We start from the raw sequence: 19515 nt of genomic DNA on the forward strand, positions 1-19515 counted from the left end.
CGCCTCTGGAGAACACCGATGCTGTTCAAACTATGCAAAACCCTTGCGATGGCCTGCGTGGCCCTGATTATCGCCCAGAGCAGCGCGCTCAGCTTTACCCTGGAAGTGGCGGGCAAGATCGACAACGTGACCGACCCGGTCAATAAAAGCTATCTGTTCACCGATAAGCAGCTGTTGGCGATGCCGGTGCGCAGCATCACCACCTCCACGTCCTGGACGCCGCAGAGAAAATTCGAAGGAATTTCAGTGGCCGATATCCTGGAGCGCGTCGGCGCCAAGGGCGAGACGCTGACCTTCTACGCGCTGAACGATTATTACATCGACGTGCCGCTGTCCGACGTCAAAAAGTACAACATGATCCTGGCCTACAAGATGGACGGGGAAATGCTGAAGCTCAGAAACTTCGGCCCGCTGTTCCTGGTTTACCCGCGCGACGCCGCCGGGCCTGAACTGAACTCGCCGTTGTACAACTCGCGCTTTATCTGGCAAGTCGACAGGATCGTGATCAAATGAAGCTGACGACCTTTAAGAACGGCAGCAGGCTGGCGATCCCGGCGATCTTTGCCGCGCTGTTTCTGGTGGCGTCGACCGTCACGCTCTATTACTACAGCGCCACCCTGTCGAAGAAAGGGCTGTATGCCATCGCCGGCACGCAGGAGAACTACTCGTGGTCGATCGCCAAGTTCTCCATCAAGCTGGCGGAATTCGACACCTTCGTCGAGCAGCAGAGCCACGCTCCGCAGGTCGACAACGACAATCTGCGGCTGCGGTTCGAAATCCTCTATTCGCGCTTTTACGTGCTGGAAACCGTCTCCGAATCGACCCAGCCGCTGTACGCCGAGCCGGGCTACCCGGAAGTGGTCAAACAGATGCGCCTGCAGATGGATCGCATCGATAAGCTGCTGGACAGCCCGAAAATCGACTTCGACCAGGTTTTCGCGGCCATGAAGGCCATCAAGCCTTACGCCATCGAAATGGCCAACCTGACCGACCACGCCGAGGTGAAGCAGCGCACCGCCGCCTATGAGGACTACATCGAGAAACGGCACATTATTTTCTATGGGTTGGTGATCGTCATGTTCTCGGTGATTGCGCTGATCGCCATCACCCTGATCGTGTTCCGCCAGCAGCGGCTGACCATTCGCCAGCAGGCCAAGGCGATCGAGGCGGAGAAAGCGACTCGCACCAAGAACGCCTTCCTCGGCGCCATCGGCCACGAGCTGCGCACCTCGTTGCAGAGCGTGATGTCGGCCATCGACGTACTGGTGAACACCCGGGTGTCGGTGGAGCATGCGGACACTTTCCAGCGGCTGGAGACCGCCGCGCAGCAAATCGAAAGCCAGATGAAAGATCTGACCGACTATGCGCACCTCGACAGCGGCATGATGGAATTGCGCATCGTGCCGTTCGACGCGCAGAAGCTGATCGCGGAGACCGCCAACGAAATCGCCACCCTGACCCGCAAAGAGCAGGTCAAACTCAGCTGCGAGGTGGAGTGCAGCCACCTGCTGGTGCACTCCGATCCGCTGCGCATCCGGCAGATTATCGTCAACCTGCTGACCAACGCCTACAAATACACCGAAAGCGGCAGCATCACGCTGCACAGCTGCCTGCGCCGCCAACCGGGCGGCAGTTCGTTGATCATCGAAGTGACCGACACCGGCATCGGTATCGAAAAAGACCAGCTCGATCAGATCTTCAAACCCTTTACCCAGTTGGATCAGTCGCATACCAAGCAGTATGCCGGCGTGGGGATGGGGCTGGCGATCGTGCACGGCCTGGTGACGTTGCTCGACGGCACCATCACGGTGTACAGCGAAATCAAGAAGGGCAGCACCTTTATCGTCAGCATTCCGGTGCAGATCAGTGAAGACGAACGTGCCGACGAGCCCGCCGCCGCCAATGCTTCTCTGCAGCAGAAGCCGCAGCAGGTCCTGGTGGTGGATGACAACAAGTCGGTGGGTGACGCCTTTGCGGCGCTATTGGACAAGCTGGGCTATCAGCACGAACTGTGCGACTCGCCGGAGCGCGCGCTGCAGAAGCTGCTCAGACGCCCTTACGACGCGCTGTTGCTAGATCTGCAGATGCCGGGCATCGACGGGGCCGCCCTGGCCAGGCAGCTGCGCAACCGTCGCGGCCCCAACCGCCATGTGCCGATCATCGGCATCAGCGCCTACACGCCGGAGCAGCTGACGGCGGACCAGCGCGCCCTGTTCGACAACTATCTGATGAAGCCGGTCCGGCTGGATGCGCTGTCGAGCGCGCTGGCCGAGGTGTTCCCCGCTAAAGATTAAAACAGCGTTGCAGTGCGGCTTCGATCACATGGAGCCGCACCGGCTTTTCATAAGGGCCGAGCACGTCGTACTCGCGCATCGCCTGAGCGATTTCCGACTCGCGTCGGTCGGTCCCCAGCTCGCCGGTCAGCACCAGTACCGGCGCATCCGGGTTGTCGGAAGCGCGGATGGTGGCGATACAGCGATCCGCCGTTTCCTCACCGATCAGCCAGTCCACCACGTAGCCGTCGAACAGACTTTGCTGCAATGCCTGACAGAAGCTGTCGACGTCGTAAAACGCCACCGCGTTGAAACCGCAGCCGCCGAGATACTTGGCCAGCTCATCGGCCGCCTGATGCGAATCGTCCAATACCGCGATGCTCAGCCGCTCGTCGTCGCCGAAGCCGGGCCGGATTTCGATCAGATCGACGCCGTAACGCGGGCCTGCCGGCGCCTCATCGGCGCGATAGATATGCCACTGCCCTTCCACGCGCAGCGCCACAAACTCCGCCGGCCGCCCGGCAGCAAGCTCGTCGCCGATGTGCCCGACGCAAGGTATCGCCACCCCCGCCACGACAAAGATGGCATCGCGCGCCATGTTTGGCTCGGGCGTCTCGTGTTCGGCGCTCAAATCGGCGATCGCCGCCGGCGTTTCTCCCAGCGCGGCCGCGACGCTGTTGATCTGCTCCAGCGTCCAAGGGCTTTGCCCTTTCAGTTTGCGGTGCGCATGTGAAAAACTCAGATCCAAGATGCGGCTGAGCTCTCGGGCATGCTGACGTTTTCCAATCCCGTAATGTAAAAACAGCTCCCTGACCCGATTGGCAATCGACTGTGAATCGAATTTTTGGTGATTGTTATCCATTTGTTCCTTCGATTTTTTTTACTGATTTATCAGTCGTTTTGATTATTTCTGCTGAAAAAGCCACATCTAAAACTAGCATCTCATGCAATTATGCGTTAAAAACGTTGCTTGACATACCATGTTGCATCGTCAAACATGGTATCAAAAGAGACATACAGCAATACACTATAAAAAATAACACCAGCACGTTTTTTAATAATAACCATAGTAACACCAGGGAAAATTTGTTCCGTTGCCGCTACTGAGACGATGAGCACATCGCTCGGACTGCACAAGCAAAACGGGGCTTGAGCCTTTAGCGCTAATCTGTTTTACCCACTTTTGAGCCGGGATCCGTCAGGGTCCCGGTTTTTTATTGCCCCTGGCGCCGCGCCATCATACGGACTCACCCCGCAGCCGCAAATAAAAACGGAGCCGGCATGCCGGCTCCGTTGTCCTTGAGATCGCCGTTGAAGGTCAGAAGCGCCAGGTGAAGCCGGCGTTGACGCTGTTGTCCTGGTGGTGCTGCGACAGCAGCCCGCCGTAGCCCAGCGACAGCGTGGCATTCTCGTTCACCGCCACTTCCGCCCCCGCCTTCAGCACCATCCCGTCGCGCGAGACCGGCACGCTGTCCACCACGAACGGCGCGTTGCCGCCGTTGAACCGCAGCCCGGTGCCTCGCTCCAGCCCGCCGTACTGGTGTTGCCACCCCAGCTCACTGCGCAGCGCCACCGTCGTGCCCGCGCTCACCTGCCATTCGGTGTCCGCACGCAGACCCAGCGTCGACACCGTCGCATCCGTGTGCTGTTTATCCCCGCGCAAGGCCGCCGCGCCGCCGCTTTCCGCGATGCCGTTGTTCTCGAAGTTCACGTACGCCAGGTTCACGAACGGCTCCAGGTTCAGCCACTCACCCTGCACGCTGTAACCCGCTTCCGCGAACAGCTGCTCGGTGCGCGCGCTGTACTTCGCCGTGTCGCGGTCCGACTGCATCCCGTAGTTCACCGACCGCCTGGTGTCGATGCGGTGCCAGGTGTAGCCCGCCCCGCCGCGCAGCGCCAGCGCCCCGAACTGCTTGTCGCCGTACGCCGCCAGGTGGTAGTTGTCGCTGTCCGCCTTCGACCCGTACCCGCCGTGCAGCGAGGTGCGGGTGTAGCCGGTCGCTACCCCCAACCGCCAGTCGTCCGCCGCCGCCGAGTCCAGCCCCACCAGCACCCCGTAGGTCGAGGCCTGATAACCCGTGGCGTTGGCGTCGCCCGACGCGTGGTCCCACGCCCCCAGCAGCTGCGCCCAGGCACCACCCTCGTCCGCCTTGATGGCCGACGAGCTCGCCAGCCCTTCCGCCTGACGCAGACGCCCGTTCAGCGCCTCACGCAGGTAGCGGCTGTCGTTCACCAGCGCCGACGCGATATCCGCATGGATTTGCCCCGACAGCTGACGGAACGCCTGCCGCGCTTCGCCCGCCGTGCCGCTGCCGAGCAGGCTCTCGTACACCGGATTGCCCGCCGCCAGCGCATCCGCCGCTGCCGCCACCGCCCGCTCGTTCGGCGTCTGCGCCACGCTGGCGAAGCTCGTGCCGTTGCGCCCGACGCTCAGCGTCACCCCGGTCGGCTGGTAGCTCAGCCCGGTGCCGAGGAACAGGTAGTTCGGCGCCACCGCGTCAAACTGCCCGCTCACCCCCTGCTGCGCGCTCAAAATGTTGTACTGCTGGCCCAGCAGGCTGCGCACCTCGCTTTGCGTCAGCAGGTTGGGGCTGTTCTCCAGCGTCACCGCCACCTCGCCGCCGCCGATCGTCGCCGATCCGCTGCTCTGGATCCGATCGCTCTGGCCGTTCGGCCCCACTTCCACCGCGTAGCGCGAACCCGGCTCGAAGCTGACGTTGCCCGCCACGTTCAGGGTGCCGATCGAGTTACCCGGCGCCACGGTGCCGCCCTGACGGGCGGTCAGCGAACCGACCGTGCCGCTGCCGCCGACGATGCCGCCGTTCTGCACGCTGACGGCCGAGGTGACCGAGCCGTTGACTGCCAGCCGCCCCTGATTGACCAGCGTCGGGCCGGCATAGGTGTTGGTGCCGGTCAGCTCCAGGATTCCCGCGCCCTCTTTGGTCAGGCCGCCGTGGCCGGAAATGTTGTTGGAGTAGATTTCCCATCCACAGTGGAAGTCATCACATTTCCTGGCGTGCAACGTACCGGCATCCACCTCGGCGCCCCTCCCCGGAATATTGGCGACAAACTGGGTCGGGCCATAGGCCACGCCCGTCGGATCCGGGATGCGGAACTCCGCGGGAATATCCTCGACGGTATAGAACATACCCGGGCCGTTGATGGCCTTGCCCAGGTTGATCATCCCCCAGCCATAGAGCGCATCGATGCCCGGCGCACCCATGTCGGTGGCGGTGGTTTTCAACACGTCGGCAATCTGCGCCGAGGTCATGTACGGGAAGCGCTGCAGCAACACCGCCACCGCGCCGGTGACGTGCGGCGTCGCCATCGAGGTGCCGTTTTTATTGCCGTAGTCCGACACCAGGTTGGCCGGATCGGAACCGTTGGCCACGGTGCTGTAGATTTTGCTGCCCGGCGACGAGACGCAGAAGCTGGCGGTATAGCCGCAGCGGGAAGAGAAGCTGCTGATGGTGTAAGGCACGCTGTTGGTCGATGCCGCATCCTGCGCCACGCTGGCAACCGACAACCAGTTCGGTGCGATGTCCGGCACGAAGTAGGCCAGCCCACTGATCACATCCGGTTGGTTGTAGTTGCCGTCGTTGCCGGCGGCGAACAGCACCAGAATATTTTTGCGCGCCGCGTCGATGGCGCCCTGATAGCCTGCGCCGGCCAGGCTGCCGAGCAGCGGTTTGACCTGATCGAATTGTTCCTGCGCATCCTTCAGCTCAAAGTGCAGCGCGTTAGGATCGCGGCCGCCGTCGGACAGAAAGTCGGGAATACTGACGCCCCAGCTGTTGTTGATCACCCGCGCACCGCTGTTGATCATCGCCTGCCAGCCGGCATTGGTGACGGCGCCGTCCAGGCCGAGAAATTCGCCGTAGGCCGGGCCGTCGTTGTCGTTATCGACGCTGATCACCTGCGAATCGAAGGCCACGCCGTGCATGCCGACGCCATCGCGGTTGGCGGCGCTGATGCCCGCGACGTGCACCCCGTGATTGCTCAGCATGCCCTGTGAGCCGCTGTAGAAGTGGAAGGTGCCGTCGAAGTAAAAGCGGTCGCCGGCGTTAATGCCCGGCCGGTGCGGATCGGTGTAGGCGCGATAGCCTTCGGTGACCACGTTGATCAGTTTGCCGTCGCCGGCGAACTCGGGATGGCGGTTGACCGGGGTATCGAAAATGCCCACCTTCTGCCCTTTGCCGGTATAACCGGCGGCGTAGGCCTCATCGGCATGGATCGCCCCCAGCCCCCAGTTGGCGTTGAATTCGGCGCTGCGCCAGCTGGCCGGATCGCCGGCTTGGCCGTTCACCTCGTGCGGTGCCGCCTGCGCATACCCCGCCAGCGCCATGCAGCAGACCAGCGCGTTCAGCCGCCACGGCGAGCGACGAACGTTTCCTTTGCTATCAAAACCCATTGTTGTTGTCATTTCCTTACCTTTTGCTTGTTATTGGCCGACGCCCCAGGTGCGCCGGGTTCTCATTAGCAGGATGTGAAAAAGGAACCGCCCGCAGACGGTTCCCTACAAGGATTAAGTCGATGTTGCTTAGAAGCGCCAGGTGAAGCCGGCGTTGACGCTGTTGTCCTGGTGGTGCTGCGACAGCAGCCCGCCGTAGCCCAGCGACAGCGTGGCGTTCTCGTTCACCGCCACTTCCGCCCCCGCCTTCAGCACCATCCCGTCGCGCGAGACCGGCACGCTGTCCACCACGAACGGCGCGTTGCCGCCGTTGAACCGCAGCCCGGTGCCTCGCTCCAGCCCGCCGTACTGGTGTTGCCACCCCAGCTCGCTGCGCAGCGCCACCGTCGTGCCCGCGCTCACCTGCCATTCGGTGTCCGCACGCAGACCCAGCGTCGACACCGTCGCATCCGTGTGCTGTTTATCCCCGCGCAAGGCCGCCGCGCCGCCGCTTTCCGCGATGCCGTTGTTCTCGAAGTTCACGTACGCCAGGTTCACGAACGGCTCCAGGTTCAGCCACTCACCCTGCACGCTGTAACCCGCTTCCGCGAACAGCTGCTCGGTGCGCGCGCTGTACTTCGCCGTGTCGCGGTCCGACTGCATTCCGTAGTTCACCGACCGCTTGGTATCGATGCGGTGCCAGGTGTAGCCCGCCCCGCCGCGCAGCGCCAGCGCCCCGAACTGCTTGTCGCCGTACGCCGCCAGGTGGTAGTTGTCGCTGTCCGCCTTCGACCCGTACCCGCCGTGCAGCGAGGTGCGGGTGTAGCCGGTCGCTACCCCCAACCGCCAGTCGTCCGCCGCCGCCGAGTCCAGCCCCACCAGCACCCCGTAGGTCGAGGCCTGATAACCCGTGGCGTTGGCGTCGCCCGACGCGTGGTCCCACGCCCCCAGCAGCTGCGCCCAGGCACCACCCTCGTCCGCCTTGATGGCCGACGAGCTCGCCAGCCCTTCCGCCTGACGCAGACGCCCGTTCAGCGCCTCACGCAGGTAGCGGCTGTCGTTCACCAGCGCCGACGCGATATCCGCATGGATTTGCCCCGACAGCTGACGGAACGCCTGCCGCGCTTCGCCCGCCGTGCCGCTGCCGAGCAGGCTCTCGTACACCGGATTGCCCGCCGCCAGCGCATCCGCCGCTGCCGCCACCGCCCGCTCGTTCGGCGTCTGCGCCACGCTGGCGAAGCTCGTGCCGTTGCGCCCGACGCTCAGCGTCACCCCGGTCGGCTGGTAGCTCAGCCCGGTGCCGAGGAACAGGTAGTTCGGCGCCACCGCGTCAAACTGCCCGCTCACCCCCTGCTGCGCGCTCAAAATGTTGTACTGCTGGCCCAGCAGGCTGCGCACCTCGCTTTGCGTCAGCAGGTTGGGGCTGTTCTCCAGCGTCACCGCCACCTCGCCGCCGCCGATCGTCGCCGATCCGCTGCTCTGGATCCGATCGCTCTGGCCGTTCGGCCCCACTTCCACCGCGTAGCGCGAACCCGGCTCGAAGCTGACGTTACCCGCCACGTTCAGGGTGCCGATCGAGTTACCCGGCGCCACGGTGCCGCCGCGGCGGGCGGTCAGCGAACCGACCGTGCCGCTGCCGCCGACGATGCCGCCGTTCTGTACGCTGACGGCCGAGGTGACCGAGCCGTTGACTGCCAGCCGCCCCTGATTGACCAGCGTCGGGCCGGCATAGGTGTTGTTACCCGTCAGCACCAGCGTGCCGATGCCCTGCTTGGTCAGGCCGCCGTGGCCGGAGATGTCGTTGCTCCAGAAGTCCAGGCCGCAAAGATCGCTGCTGCAGACACGCTCGGTCGGTTTACCCTTGTCCAGCACCGCACCGACGCCCGGCAGATCCACCACGAACTGGGTCGGGCCGTAAGCCACGCCAGTCGGATCCGGGATGCGGAACTCCGCAGGAATATCTTCGACGGTCACCAACATGCCCGGGCCGTTGATGGCCTTGCCCAGGTTGATCATCCCCCAGCCGTAGAGCGCGTCGATGCCCGGCGCGCCCATGTCGGTGGCGGTGGTTTTCAGCACGTCTGCCACCTGTGCGCCATTCAAATACGGGAAACGCTCCATCAGCACCGCAACGCTGCCGGCCACGTGCGGCGCCGCCATTGAGGTACCGCTGTATTTGGCGTAGCCGGTCGTCAGATTCTCCACGCTGGTGCCTTCAATCACCGAGCTGTACACCCGGGTACCCGGTGCCGAGACGCACAAACTGGCGGTATAGCCGCAGCGGGAAGAGAAGGTGCTGATGCTGTAATCGCCGGTATTGGTGGGATCTTGCAGGCTGGCGACCGACAGCCAGTTCGGCGCGATATCCGGCACGAAATACGCCAGGCCGGCCATGGTGTCCGGGTTGTTCAGGTTGTAATCGTTACCGGCGGCGAAGATGGTGACCACGCCGCTGCGCGCCGCGTCGATCGCGCCCTGATAGGCGCCGCCGGGCTTGGTGCCCAGGATAACCTTGATCTGATCGAACTGCTTTTGCGCATCGTCGACCGTGAAATGAGGATAAGCGGGATCTTTGCCTCCCTTGGCGAATTTATCGGTAATGCCGATGCCCCAGCTGTTGTTGATGATGCGCGCGCCGCTGGCCACCAGCGCATCCCAACCGGCCTGGTACACCGCGCCGTCGTTGCCGAGGATGATGCCGTCCTCCGGGCCGGGATCGCCGTTTTCTGCGCTGATGATCTGCGCGTTGAACGCCACGCCGTGCATGGCGCCGCCGTCGCGGCTGCCGGCGGCGATGCCGCCCACGTGGGTGCCGTGCGAACCGAGCGTGCCATCGGAATCCACGCTCGGCGTGCCGTCATAGCGGAAAGCGTCGCCTTTTTTCACCGGAATATAGGGGTCGGTGTATTCGCGGATGCCTTCGGTAACCAAATTGATCACCTTATTCTCACCGGCAAATTCGGGATGTTTGGCGTAAACCGGCTGATCGAAAATGCCGAGTTTGATGCCTTTGCCGGTATAACCGGCGGCGTAGGCCTGGTCGGCGTGGATCGCCCCCAGCCCCCATTCCGCGTTGAACTCACTGCTGCGCCAGCTGGCCGGATCGCCCGCTTTGCCGTTCTCTATATAGGTGGCCGCCTGCGCCCCGCCGATCGCCGTCAGGCAGATCAGCATCGCGCTCCATTGTGCGCGATGAACTCCGATTTCAGGCCAGCCGAAGGCCGCCCGAGCGGATTTGACTCCTCTAAGTTTCTTCTCCATCCCAGATACCGTCCGTTGTTGTTTGCAAATGTTTTATAAGATTTTTTGTGTAACAGTTTGGTAACACCAAATAAATAAAGCACAACAATCTCAAGTGCGCTTAATGTGTCATCCGGCAGTCAGGAGGGAGGAGAGAAAGTTTCAGGGGTGAATCAGGCGAAGGAGGATAAGAAATGGCAATGACATCTCCCAACGCCGAAGTCGCGGCATGAGGTGAGAGAAACAATATTATGATTATGATAAATAAGAATATAATTCAGTAAATAACAAAGAGGCAGAACGCCTGAAAAGTGATTAACAGGCGTCTTTTATCACTTTTAATTATAAATTTTGCCAATATTCACTCAGTGAATTATGCTGGATTTTCACTCAGCCATCGGCAAAAATTGGATTATCCTGCTGATGTTTTTTTGCTGTTCATCGCGTCTTCTTCCGCCTGACGAAGGATGGCTTTGGCCATCCATTGCGTGACGTCCTGAATATTATCCAGCTCCAGGCCCCAGATATCTTTCAACACCAGAAATACTTCCGAGCCGTAAATCAGCGAGAAAGCATGAATCACTCTCTGCAGAGAGTCCGACGGCAGTTTGCCCTGCAACGGCTCTACCGCCAGCGCCAGCAGACGCTTGCGGTTGCCGCGCACGAATTTTTCGCCCGGCGTCGCGTTCGCCCACTGCTGTAAAGAGAGCTGCAACGCCGCGCGCAACGCCCCCTCATGCCGCTCCATCTGAGGATAGGCGAAGCTCAGCAATTGCTGAATACGCTTCAAAGCATCATCGTCTTGCGGGCGCCATTCCAGAATTGGACCCAGGCTTTCCGCCACCACGGCGCTAATCAGCGCACTTTGGGTCGGAAAGTAACGGTAGGCCGTCGCACGCGATACCTGTGCATGCGCCGCCAGTTCGGTGATCGAAGGAAACGCGCCTTCGTCATACAGCGCCATCGCGCTGGCCAGCAACAAACGGTAGGTTTTTGCCCGGGCGGAGGTCAGAGAAGGATCGAGAGGGACGGGAAAAGTATCTATCGGCACATAAACCTCATGCATCTGCACACGCTAGCACAACCGGGGACGATGCCTCTGTTGGCCGGTTGCCGGTAAAGCGCCGGCCACGTTGAAAAGCTCAAAAATGAGACAGAAGTCCCATTTTGCATCGCCTAACCCTTGCAAAAATGATACGGCCGTCTCATTATATAAATACATTAATTACTTTAACTTAACAGCCAGCACCAGGGTTCCAATAAAAATATAACATCATAATTTATAAATAAAAACTAGAAACACTCGGGAAAACCCCATGATTGATACTTCAAATTTTGTCTATATTGCTACCACAGCAGATACCAAAGGACAAGAGTTGGAGTACGTACGGCGGCTGATCGCTGCCCTGAACTTACCTACGCGAACCGTCGATCTCTCCACCCGTAGCTTGCCGTTTGATTCCCCCGCCGATATCAGCCCAGAGGACGTTGCCTGCCACCATCCGGCAGGCGCCGGCGCGGTCTTCTGCGCCAGCCGCGGCCAGGCGATCGCCGCCATGGCGACCGCTTTCGAACGCTTTATCCTGACGCGCCGCGATATTGCCGCCCTGCTTGGCCTGGGGGGCTCCGGTGGCACCGCCATCATCACGCCGGCCATGCAGCAGCTGCCGATCGGCCTGCCGAAAATAATGGTCTCAAGCATGGCGGCGGGTGACGTTTCCGCCTATGTCGGCGCCAGTGACATCAACATGCTGTATTCGGTCACCGATCTCGCCGGTCTGAACCGCATCTCGCGACGGGTGCTCGGCAACGCGGCGCGCCAGATAGCCGGGGCCGTACGCTTCGCCGCCGTCGACTATCCCGACGATAAGCCCGCGATTGGCCTGACGATGTTTGGCGTCACCACGCCCTGCATTCAGGCGCTGGTTGCCGACCTTGAGCCGCAATGGGATTGCCTGACGTTTCACGCCACCGGCAGCGGCGGCAGAGCGCTGGAAAAACTGATCGATAGCCGCCAACTGCGCGGCGCCATCGACTTGACCACCACCGAAGTGGCCGATTACCTGTTTGGCGGTGTGCTACCCTGCAATGCAGATCGTTTCGGGGCCATCGCGCGTACCGGCATCCCTTGCGTGCTCTCCTGCGGCGCGATCGACATGATCAACTTCGGCGCGCCGAATACGGTGCCGGCTCGCTACGCCAACCGCCTGCGCCACCATCACAATCCGCAAGTGACGCTGGTGCGCACCAGCGCGCGGGAAAGCGCGTTAATCGGACGTTGGATGGGCGAAAAAATCAATGCCTGTACGGGCGAAGTGCGCTTCGTGATCCCGGCAGGCGGCGTATCGGCTCTGGATGCGCCGGGGCAACCGTTCTGGGATCCGGCGGCGCTGGCCGCCTTTACGCAAGCGCTGGAGGAGACGGTATACGCCACCGACAAACGCCGGCTGATAAAAACGCCTTATCATATTAACGACCCGCGCTTTGCACAGGCCGTTGCCGAACAGTTCCGGCACATTGTCGGCGGGGAATGATTATCACTCACTGCAGAACCTGCCGGTGATAACGCCAAATAAAAAAGGCCAGACAAATAGTCTGGCCCTTTTTTATTCACCGCGAGCGGATATTACTGACCGGAGGACATCTGCTCCTTCATTTTATTCATATGGTCCATCATCTTTTGCTCGCGTTTCTGATAATTCTCATTGTATTGTTTTTTCTGCTCAGGAGTCAGCAGGTTATACATTTTATTTTCCGCTTTGGCGCGTTCCAGCATGCGTTCGGATTGCGCTTTGCCCATCGCGTCAATTTGCGCTTTCGCCTTCGCTTCGTCAAAGCTGTCGGAAGCCACCAGATTATGCAGCGCCTGGCGTTCCTCTTTCATGCCCGGCCCGCGCTTCTGGTGCGACTCTTTCATGATGTCGCGCATCTGCTGGCGCTGCTGTTCGGTCAGGTTCAGCCCGGCGAACGGGCCGCCTTTGCCTTCACCCTTGTGATGCATCATTTTCATCGGCGCCGCATCCGGTGCCGGTGCCGTCGTGTCTGCAGCGAACGCCGCAGAAGCAGAACCCAGAGCCAGCGTGGAAGCAATAAATAAAGCCGTCAATTTACGCATAATCATTTCCTTAAAAGTTTTTCTTCATCAGGAGCGCTGTACGTTAACAGGCTCATTCGTCGTCGGAGATAATAATAGGCTGATAAAATTCAAGTAATGCGAGGGTGTGTAAACTTTTTAAAACCCGTCTCGGATTTATTCACCAATTATGAGAAAACTATGAAGATGGCGTTTATTTGATGGAAATTTTAATTTCCCGGTAAAAATCCCCCCGGTGGAGTTATTTTTCCGCTTTCCCCTCACCGCTATAATTTACTCGCCTCCACGGCAACCTTGCATCAACCGTTTTCCGATAGCGGGGAGGTCGGTACAAACATCACAGGATCCGATGTTCTCCTACACTTTAAGACAACCGGCCGCCGGGTGACGTTTACACCGCAAAACTAATCATTGCTTATATAATAGTTTCCATCACCCGCCTCGCCTGTGAAAACCTGTTATATGATGCACAGATGCGCACGGCGACCACTTTCGGGCCAACAGGCTGCCCCGGAGCTGTGCTGACCGGCCGCCCGTGCTCTTTTGAGGAATCATCATGCCCGCAGACCAAGGCCCTGAGCTTCTTAACGCCCACTTCGGCACCCAAAGCCCCCACTGGCGGCTGGCGTTTGACAGCAATGCCCTGGAGCTGTCCGCCGTTAAGGGCAAAGCCCACGTCGCGGTGGCGCTCAGCGCCATGGAAGCGGCGAAAATCCGCCGTCTGACCGGCGTCACAGCCAGCCTTGAACTGACCATTACGCTCGCCGGAGAACCGCTGCATCTGCATCTGGTGGGGCGCCGCGTCAATAATCTCGAATGGGCGGGCACCGCTTCCGCCTTCAGCGACACCCAATCCGTGGCGCGCGATCTGGTGCACGGCCTCTCCTTCGCCGAGCAGGTGGTGTCCGAAGCCAACTCGGTGATCGTGATCGTCGATCAGCACGGCCGCATCCAACGCTTCAACCGGCTGAGCGAGGAGTACACCGGGCTGCGCGAACATGAAGTGATCGGCAAAAACGTTTTCCAGCTGTTTATGAGCCCGGAAGAAGCCGCCGCTTCGCGGCGCAACATCGCCGGCTTCTTCCGCAACGGTTCGTCCTATGAGGTGGAACGCTGGGTAAAAACGGTCAAGGGCGAACGGCTGTTCCTGTTCCGCAATAAGTTCGTGCACAGCGGCAGCGGCAAGAACGAGGTGTATCTTATCTGCTCCGGTACCGACATCACCGAAGAACGCCGTGCGCAGGAGCGGCTGCGGGTGCTGGCCAACACCGATCTCATCACCGGCCTACCGAACCGTAACGCGATCCAGGACAAGATCAATCACGCCATCGCCACGCGCAGCGAAGAGAGTTTCGGCCTGGTCTACCTCGATCTCGACAACTTCAAGAAGGTCAACGACGCCTACGGCCATATGTTCGGCGATCGGCTGCTGGTCGAGGTCGCGCTGGCGATCCTCGGCTGCCTGAGCCCGGACCAGGTGCTCGCCCGCCTCGGCGGCGACGAATTCTTGGTGCTGGCGCCGCAAACCGATCGCGAGCGCCTGCAAACGCTGGCGCAGCGCATCATCGACAGGCTGAAAACCCCTTTCCGCATCGGCCTGATTGAGGTGTATACCGGCTGTTCGATCGGCATCGCGCTGTGCCCGGAGCACGGCAACGATCTCGACAGCCTGATCCGCAGCGCCGATACCGCCATGTACGTCGCCAAGGAGCACGGCAAACGCACCTATACCGTCTTCTCGCCGGAGATGAACAAGCGCGTCGCCGAATACATGTGGCTGGACACCAATCTGCGCAAAGGCCTGGAGCAAAATCAGCTGGTGCTGTATTACCAGCCGAAAATCGACGCGCGCAGCGGTGAAGTGCACAGCGTGGAAGCGCTGGTGCGCTGGGATTCGCCGGAGCGCGGCCTGATCCCGCCGCTGCAGTTCATCTCCTACGCCGAGGAGTCCGGCCTGATCGGCCCACTGGGGCAATGGGTATTGCAGACCGCCGCCGGCCAGGCGGCGCAGTGGCAAGAGCAGGGATTGAATCTGCGGGTGGCGGTCAACCTCTCCGCCCGGCAGCTGGCCGACGACAGCATCGTCAACGACCTGCTCGGGGTGCTGCGCCGTCACCGCATGGCCCCTTGTCTGTTGGACTTCGAGTTGACCGAAAGCAGCCTGATTGAAGACGAGAACCGCGCTCGCGCGCTGATCACCCGGTTGCGCGAACTGGGCGCGCAGGTGCATCTCGACGACTTCGGCACCGGCTATTCGTCGCTGGCGCAGCTGGCGCGTATTCCGCTGGACGCCATCAAGCTGGATAAAAGCTTCGTGCGCGGGGTGAATTTCAACCCGGTATCGCAATCGTTGGTGCGCGCGATCGTTGCGGCGGCAGAGGCGTTGGCGTTCCGGGTGATCGCCGAAGGGGTGGAGACCGAGAGCGAAAACCACTTCCTCGACGAGGTCGGCGTGGACGAAAAACAGGGCTTTCTGTTTGCGCGGCCAATGCTCCCGGAACAGCTGGAGCATTGGCTGCAGTCCTACCGCCCGCACTCACCCTCCGCGTGAGGCGGGCGCGTTAACGTTAGCCGGCACGACGCAGGTTCAGGGTATGGCGATCCTGCAACATCACCAGCCGCTCGATGTAGGCGCGGTCTTTTTCCTCAATGGTAAAGGCCGAGTGCACCCAGTCTTCAGTAATGTCCATCAGCTCGGAACGCGTCAGCTGCAACACGCGCTGACGCGCCCGCAGCATGGCGCGCATGCCGTTGAGCTTCGGCCGTATGGTATCGATAAAGGTGCGCGTCGCCATGTAGGCGTCGCCGGGCTGGAACAGCTGGTCTACCAGCCCGCGGCTCTCGAACCACTCTGCGGTGTGCGACTCGCCGCCCCAAATCAGCTCCTCGGCCAAGCGCATGCCAGCCTTGCGCGCCACCAGCGAGTAACCGCCCATACCGGGAAACAGGTTGAACGCGATCTCCGGAAACCCCATGCGCGCGTTGTTCTGCGCCAGCACGAAATGGTGCGCCAGCGCCGCTTCAAAACCGCCGCCCAGCGCGCTGCCTTCGACCATCGCAATGCTGACCGCGCCGGTGTCGAAACCGCGCGCCGCCGCATGTACGCAGTCGATGCAGGCGCGCGCGTAGGCCATCATCGCCTCGCGCTTGCGGTTTTTGATCGCTTCGGCGAAGAACTGCAGATCGCCGCCGACGTTGAACATGTTCGGCACCAGCGAGCCGGTGACCCAGAAATCGAACCGCAGCGAAGACTCCTTCGCCGCCTGCGCCAGCGTCATGATGTCTTCGATCAGCGCCTGGTTGAAGCAGGGGCGCGGCGCGGCGCGCAGCAGCATCCACATGATGTGCCGCCCCTCTTCATAGTAGGCGGACAGCTGCGACAGATTGCCCGCTTCGGTAAACGGACGACAGGTGGGGTGATTAAGCAATTTCATAAGACCTTCCAGTTTTTCTGTTGATGACGGATGAGACCGTTCCAGCCCCTACGGCTGCAGCGGAGCGGTGGGCGGCAAAAGCGCGACGCCACATCATGAGTAAACGCTTTCTCGCCGACGAAACAGATAAAAATTGGAGGTAGGGAAGTGAAAAAAACCGAGGCGCCACGGGGTTTTCATAGGAATTTTACCTATCGACCCCTCCCCGGCATTTCATGCCGGGCGCTAACGCGCTAAGCTCGGAAAATGACCGTTTGCCGCCCCGGCGTTCAAAACGCTGCGGGGCTTTGGCTATAATCAACGCTGAAACATGCCGTTTAACGTTAAGGAAATCGTGAAGTAATGCCTACAGGACCAGACCAGGAACGCCACCAGCCCGCACAAGACACGCCGCCGAAGCCGCTTATCGCCATCAAGACCGGCCATGAGACCCTCGACCGCCGCATCGGTGGTTTTTCACGTCTGATTGAACGCATCAAAGCCTGGCCAAGCGTGGCGCACCTGCTGCGCGCCGCCGAACGCTTTAACGATCGGCTGGGTAGCCAGTTCGGCGCCGCTATTACCTATTTTTCATTCCTCTCGCTGATCCCGATCCTGATGGTGTCGTTTGCCGCCGCCGGCTTCGTGCTGGCCTCCAACCCGGATCTGCTGGCCCGCTTGATCAACCGCATCGTCGGCAGCATCAGCGATCCGACGCTGGCCAGCACGCTGAAGAACACCGTCAACACCGCCATTCAGCAGCGCACCACCGTGGGATTGACCGGCCTGGCGCTGGCGCTCTATTCCGGCATCAGCTGGATGGGCAACCTGCGCGAGGCGATCCGCGCGCAGTCGCGCGATGTCTGGGAGCGCAATCCGCAGGATCAGGAGAAAATCTACTTCAAATACACCCGCGACTTCATCTCGCTGACCGGCCTGGTGGTCGCGCTGATCATTACGCTGTCGCTGACTTCGGTCGCCGGGTCGGCGCAGGCGGCGATCGTCAATGCGCTGGGGCTGGACGGCATCGAATGGCTGCGGCCGGCGCTGACGCTGATCGCGCTGTCGATCTCGATCTTCGCCAACTATCTGCTGTTCCTGTGGATTTTCTGGATGCTGCCGCGCCACAAACCGAAGAAAAAAGCGCTGCTGCGCGGCACCTTGCTCGCCGCCATCGGCTTTGAGGTGATCAAGTTCGTGATGACCATGACGCTGCCGCAGGTGGCAAAGTCGCCTTCCGGCGCGGCCTTCGGATCGGTGATCGGGCTGATGGCGTTCTTCTACTTCTTCGCTCGTTTGACGCTGTTTTGCGCCGCCTGGATCGCCACCGCCGACTACAAAGGCGACAAAGCGTTGCCGGAACGCGAACCTCCGGCGCGCTGAAGCCATGCGATCGTGCCGGTGTTATCGCACACACCGGCACTTTCCTCTGGATATCAACCAGAAAACCAGTCAATACGTCTAAATAACTCGGCACGCGATCCGAAAAACCAGCATAACAAACTGCTCGCTCACTTTTCTTTGCCGCTTTTACAGCCATTCCCTCTGCACGAAAGCCCTTTCTCAACGTTTAACGCTGCAGAAAACAAGCCAGATAAAACATTAGTCTTTTTAACCGGTTAGCGGGGCCATTGCCCAAAGTTCCCGCGTTGAAAAGGCCGAATGCTGTCACTAAGATGGATTTTTACCCCTTCCAACAATAAGAAATATTATGCAAGCCACCATCGCACCCCCACTCGACGCCGACGACGCGTCCACACCGGTGAACTCCCGCGGGAAAGTCATCGTCGCCTCGCTGGTCGGTACCGCCATCGAGTTCTTCGACTTCTACATCTACGCCACCGCCGCGGTGATCGTGTTTCCACATATCTTCTTCCCACAGGGCGACCCGACCACCGCAACGCTGCAGTCGCTGGCCACCTTCGCCGTCGCCTTTGTCGCGCGCCCTATCGGCTCTGCGCTGTTCGGCCACTTCGGCGATCGCGTGGGGCGCAAGGTCACGCTGGTCGCCTCGCTGCTGACCATGGGGATTTCCACCGTGCTGATCGGCCTGCTGCCGAGCTATGAAACCATCGGCATCTTCGCCCCTATCCTGCTGGCGCTGGCGCGCTTCGGGCAGGGCCTGGGGCTGGGCGGCGAATGGGGCGGCGCCGCCCTGCTGGCGACGGAGAACGCGCCGGCCAAAAAGCGCGCGCTGTACGGCTCCTTCCCCCAGTTGGGCGCGCCGATCGGCTTCTTCTTCGCCAACGGCACCTTCCTGCTGCTCTCCTGGCTGCTGAGCGACCAGCAGTTTATGGAATGGGGCTGGCGCGTGCCGTTCATCCTCTCCGCCGCGCTGGTGCTGATTGGCCTGTACGTTCGGGTGTCGCTGCATGAAACGCCGGTGTTCGCCAAAGTGGCCAAAGCCGGCAAACAGGTGAAAGTGCCACTCGGCACGCTGCTGAGCAAGCATCTGAAAGCGACCATCCTCGGCACTTTCATCATGCTGGCGACCTACACGCTGTTTTATCTGATGACGGTGTATTCGATGACCTACGGCACCACGCCGCAGCCGTTGGGGCTCGGCTACTCCCGCAACAGCTTCCTGTGGATGCTGATGGTGGCGGTAATCGGTTTCGGCGTGATGGTACCGATCGCCGGCCTGCTGGCGGACGCGTTCGGCCGCCGCAAGACCATGATCGCCATTACCCTGCTGATGATCGGCTTCGCGTTCCTGTTCCCGACCCTGCTGGGTTCCGGTAACCAGGCGCTGGTGATGGGCTTCCTGCTGTGCGGCCTGAGCATCATGGGGCTGACCTTTGGCCCCATGGGCGCGCTGCTGCCGGAGCTGTTCCCGACCGAAGTGCGCTATACCGGCGCATCGTTCTCCTACAACGTCGCGTCTATTCTCGGCGCGTCCGTGGCGCCTTATATCGCCACCTGGCTGGCGGCCCACTACGGGCTGTTCTACGTCGGCATGTACCTGGCGGCGATGGCTGGGTTGACGCTGTTGGCCCTGCTGCTGATGAAAGAAACCCGCCACCAGTCGCTGTGATCCCCTACGGCCCCCTCACTGCGGGGGGCCGCACGCGTTGTTCGTTTCCTGTCATAAAACCGGGCTATGCT

12 protein-coding genes are annotated in these 19515 nt (G+C 61.0%); 6 read left to right on the forward strand and 6 right to left on the reverse strand.

Annotation, left to right across the window (positions count from 1 at the left end):
* The first annotated feature begins 18 nt into the window (after window positions 1–18).
* Window positions 19–513 carry a molybdopterin-dependent oxidoreductase gene (locus V8N38_RS24450; RefSeq protein ID WP_033636391.1) on the forward strand — a complete coding sequence of 165 codons (495 nt, stop codon included), beginning with the start codon at window positions 19–21 and terminating at the stop codon, window positions 511–513.
* The gene (locus V8N38_RS24455) at window positions 510–2294 is read left to right on the forward strand and encodes a hybrid sensor histidine kinase/response regulator (RefSeq protein WP_060441428.1); all 1785 of its coding nucleotides are present in this window, start codon (window positions 510–512) and stop codon (window positions 2292–2294) included. The genes V8N38_RS24450 and V8N38_RS24455 overlap by 4 nt, the downstream gene beginning before the upstream one ends.
* Here the strand turns inward: V8N38_RS24455 and V8N38_RS24460 are convergent.
* The 4 genes from V8N38_RS24460 to V8N38_RS24475 form a co-directional block, all read right to left on the reverse strand.
* Window positions 2284–3135 carry a helix-turn-helix domain-containing protein gene (locus V8N38_RS24460; protein ID WP_038873866.1) on the reverse strand — a complete coding sequence of 284 codons (852 nt, stop codon included), beginning with the start codon at window positions 3133–3135 and terminating at the stop codon, window positions 2284–2286. The two genes, V8N38_RS24455 and V8N38_RS24460, sit on opposite strands and share 11 nt — an antisense overlap.
* Window positions 3136–3591: 456 nt before the next feature.
* Window positions 3592–6696, reverse strand: coding sequence for an autotransporter outer membrane beta-barrel domain-containing protein (locus V8N38_RS24465; RefSeq protein ID WP_371935050.1), 3105 nt, complete (start codon window positions 6694–6696; stop codon window positions 3592–3594).
* Window positions 6697–6813: 117 nt separating this feature from the next.
* On the reverse strand, window positions 6814–9837 hold the full coding sequence (locus V8N38_RS24470) for an autotransporter serine protease (RefSeq protein ID WP_149506505.1): 3024 nt from the start codon (window positions 9835–9837) through the stop codon (window positions 6814–6816).
* Between the two features lie 478 nt (window positions 9838–10315).
* Window positions 10316–10969 (reverse strand): TetR/AcrR family transcriptional regulator, encoded by a 654-nt coding sequence (locus V8N38_RS24475; protein ID WP_147840464.1) that lies wholly within the window; start codon window positions 10967–10969, stop codon window positions 10316–10318.
* A gap of 250 nt (window positions 10970–11219) precedes the next feature.
* On the opposite strand from V8N38_RS24475, the gene V8N38_RS24480 reads away from it, so the two are divergent.
* On the forward strand, window positions 11220–12437 hold the full coding sequence (locus tag V8N38_RS24480) for a Tm-1-like ATP-binding domain-containing protein (protein ID WP_102985375.1): 1218 nt from the start codon (window positions 11220–11222) through the stop codon (window positions 12435–12437).
* A 92-nt stretch (window positions 12438–12529) separates the two neighbouring features.
* Here the strand turns inward: V8N38_RS24480 and spy are convergent, their stop codons facing one another.
* Complete coding sequence (spy, locus tag V8N38_RS24485; protein WP_038874659.1) at window positions 12530–13018, reverse strand: ATP-independent periplasmic protein-refolding chaperone Spy; 489 nt, start codon at window positions 13016–13018, stop codon at window positions 12530–12532.
* Between the two features lie 535 nt (window positions 13019–13553).
* On the opposite strand from spy, the gene pdeR reads away from it, so the two are divergent.
* The gene (gene pdeR, locus V8N38_RS24490) at window positions 13554–15548 is read left to right on the forward strand and encodes a cyclic di-GMP phosphodiesterase (protein WP_147840465.1); all 1995 of its coding nucleotides are present in this window, start codon (window positions 13554–13556) and stop codon (window positions 15546–15548) included.
* Window positions 15549–15564: 16 nt separating this feature from the next.
* Here the strand turns inward: pdeR and V8N38_RS24495 are convergent, their stop codons facing one another.
* Window positions 15565–16431, reverse strand: coding sequence for a crotonase/enoyl-CoA hydratase family protein (locus V8N38_RS24495; protein WP_038874666.1), 867 nt, complete (start codon window positions 16429–16431; stop codon window positions 15565–15567).
* A gap of 342 nt (window positions 16432–16773) precedes the next feature.
* On the opposite strand from V8N38_RS24495, the gene yhjD reads away from it, so the two are divergent.
* The gene (gene yhjD, locus V8N38_RS24500) at window positions 16774–17793 is read left to right on the forward strand and encodes an inner membrane protein YhjD (RefSeq protein WP_060425396.1); all 1020 of its coding nucleotides are present in this window, start codon (window positions 16774–16776) and stop codon (window positions 17791–17793) included.
* Window positions 17794–18121: 328 nt separating this feature from the next.
* Complete coding sequence (locus V8N38_RS24505) at window positions 18122–19444, forward strand: MFS transporter (RefSeq protein WP_038874673.1); 1323 nt, start codon at window positions 18122–18124, stop codon at window positions 19442–19444.
* The last annotated feature ends 71 nt before the right edge of the window (window positions 19445–19515 follow it).

The organism is Serratia nevei (assembly GCF_037948395.1).
In the GTDB taxonomy this organism is placed as follows: Bacteria; Pseudomonadota; Gammaproteobacteria; order Enterobacterales; family Enterobacteriaceae; genus Serratia; species Serratia nevei.

Excerpts from the sequence above, each read along its gene's own strand:
- V8N38_RS24450 (WP_033636391.1), top strand. The coding sequence starts at position 19 with ATGCTGTTCAAACTATGCAAAACCCTTGCGATGGCCTGCGTGGCCCTG.
- V8N38_RS24455 (WP_060441428.1), top strand. The coding sequence starts at position 510 with ATGAAGCTGACGACCTTTAAGAACGGCAGCAGGCTGGCGATCCCGGCG.
- V8N38_RS24460 (WP_038873866.1), bottom strand. The coding sequence starts at position 3,135 with ATGGATAACAATCACCAAAAATTCGATTCACAGTCGATTGCCAATCGG.
- V8N38_RS24465 (WP_371935050.1), bottom strand. The coding sequence starts at position 6,696 with ATGACAACAACAATGGGTTTTGATAGCAAAGGAAACGTTCGTCGCTCG.
- V8N38_RS24470 (WP_149506505.1), bottom strand. The coding sequence starts at position 9,837 with ATGCTGATCTGCCTGACGGCGATCGGCGGGGCGCAGGCGGCCACCTAT.
- V8N38_RS24475 (WP_147840464.1), bottom strand. The coding sequence starts at position 10,969 with ATGCATGAGGTTTATGTGCCGATAGATACTTTTCCCGTCCCTCTCGAT.
- V8N38_RS24480 (WP_102985375.1), top strand. The coding sequence starts at position 11,220 with ATGATTGATACTTCAAATTTTGTCTATATTGCTACCACAGCAGATACC.
- spy (WP_038874659.1), bottom strand. The coding sequence starts at position 13,018 with ATGCGTAAATTGACGGCTTTATTTATTGCTTCCACGCTGGCTCTGGGT.
- pdeR (WP_147840465.1), top strand. The coding sequence starts at position 13,554 with ATGCCCGCAGACCAAGGCCCTGAGCTTCTTAACGCCCACTTCGGCACC.
- V8N38_RS24495 (WP_038874666.1), bottom strand. The coding sequence starts at position 16,431 with ATGAAATTGCTTAATCACCCCACCTGTCGTCCGTTTACCGAAGCGGGC.
- yhjD (WP_060425396.1), top strand. The coding sequence starts at position 16,774 with ATGCCTACAGGACCAGACCAGGAACGCCACCAGCCCGCACAAGACACG.
- V8N38_RS24505 (WP_038874673.1), top strand. The coding sequence starts at position 18,122 with ATGCAAGCCACCATCGCACCCCCACTCGACGCCGACGACGCGTCCACA.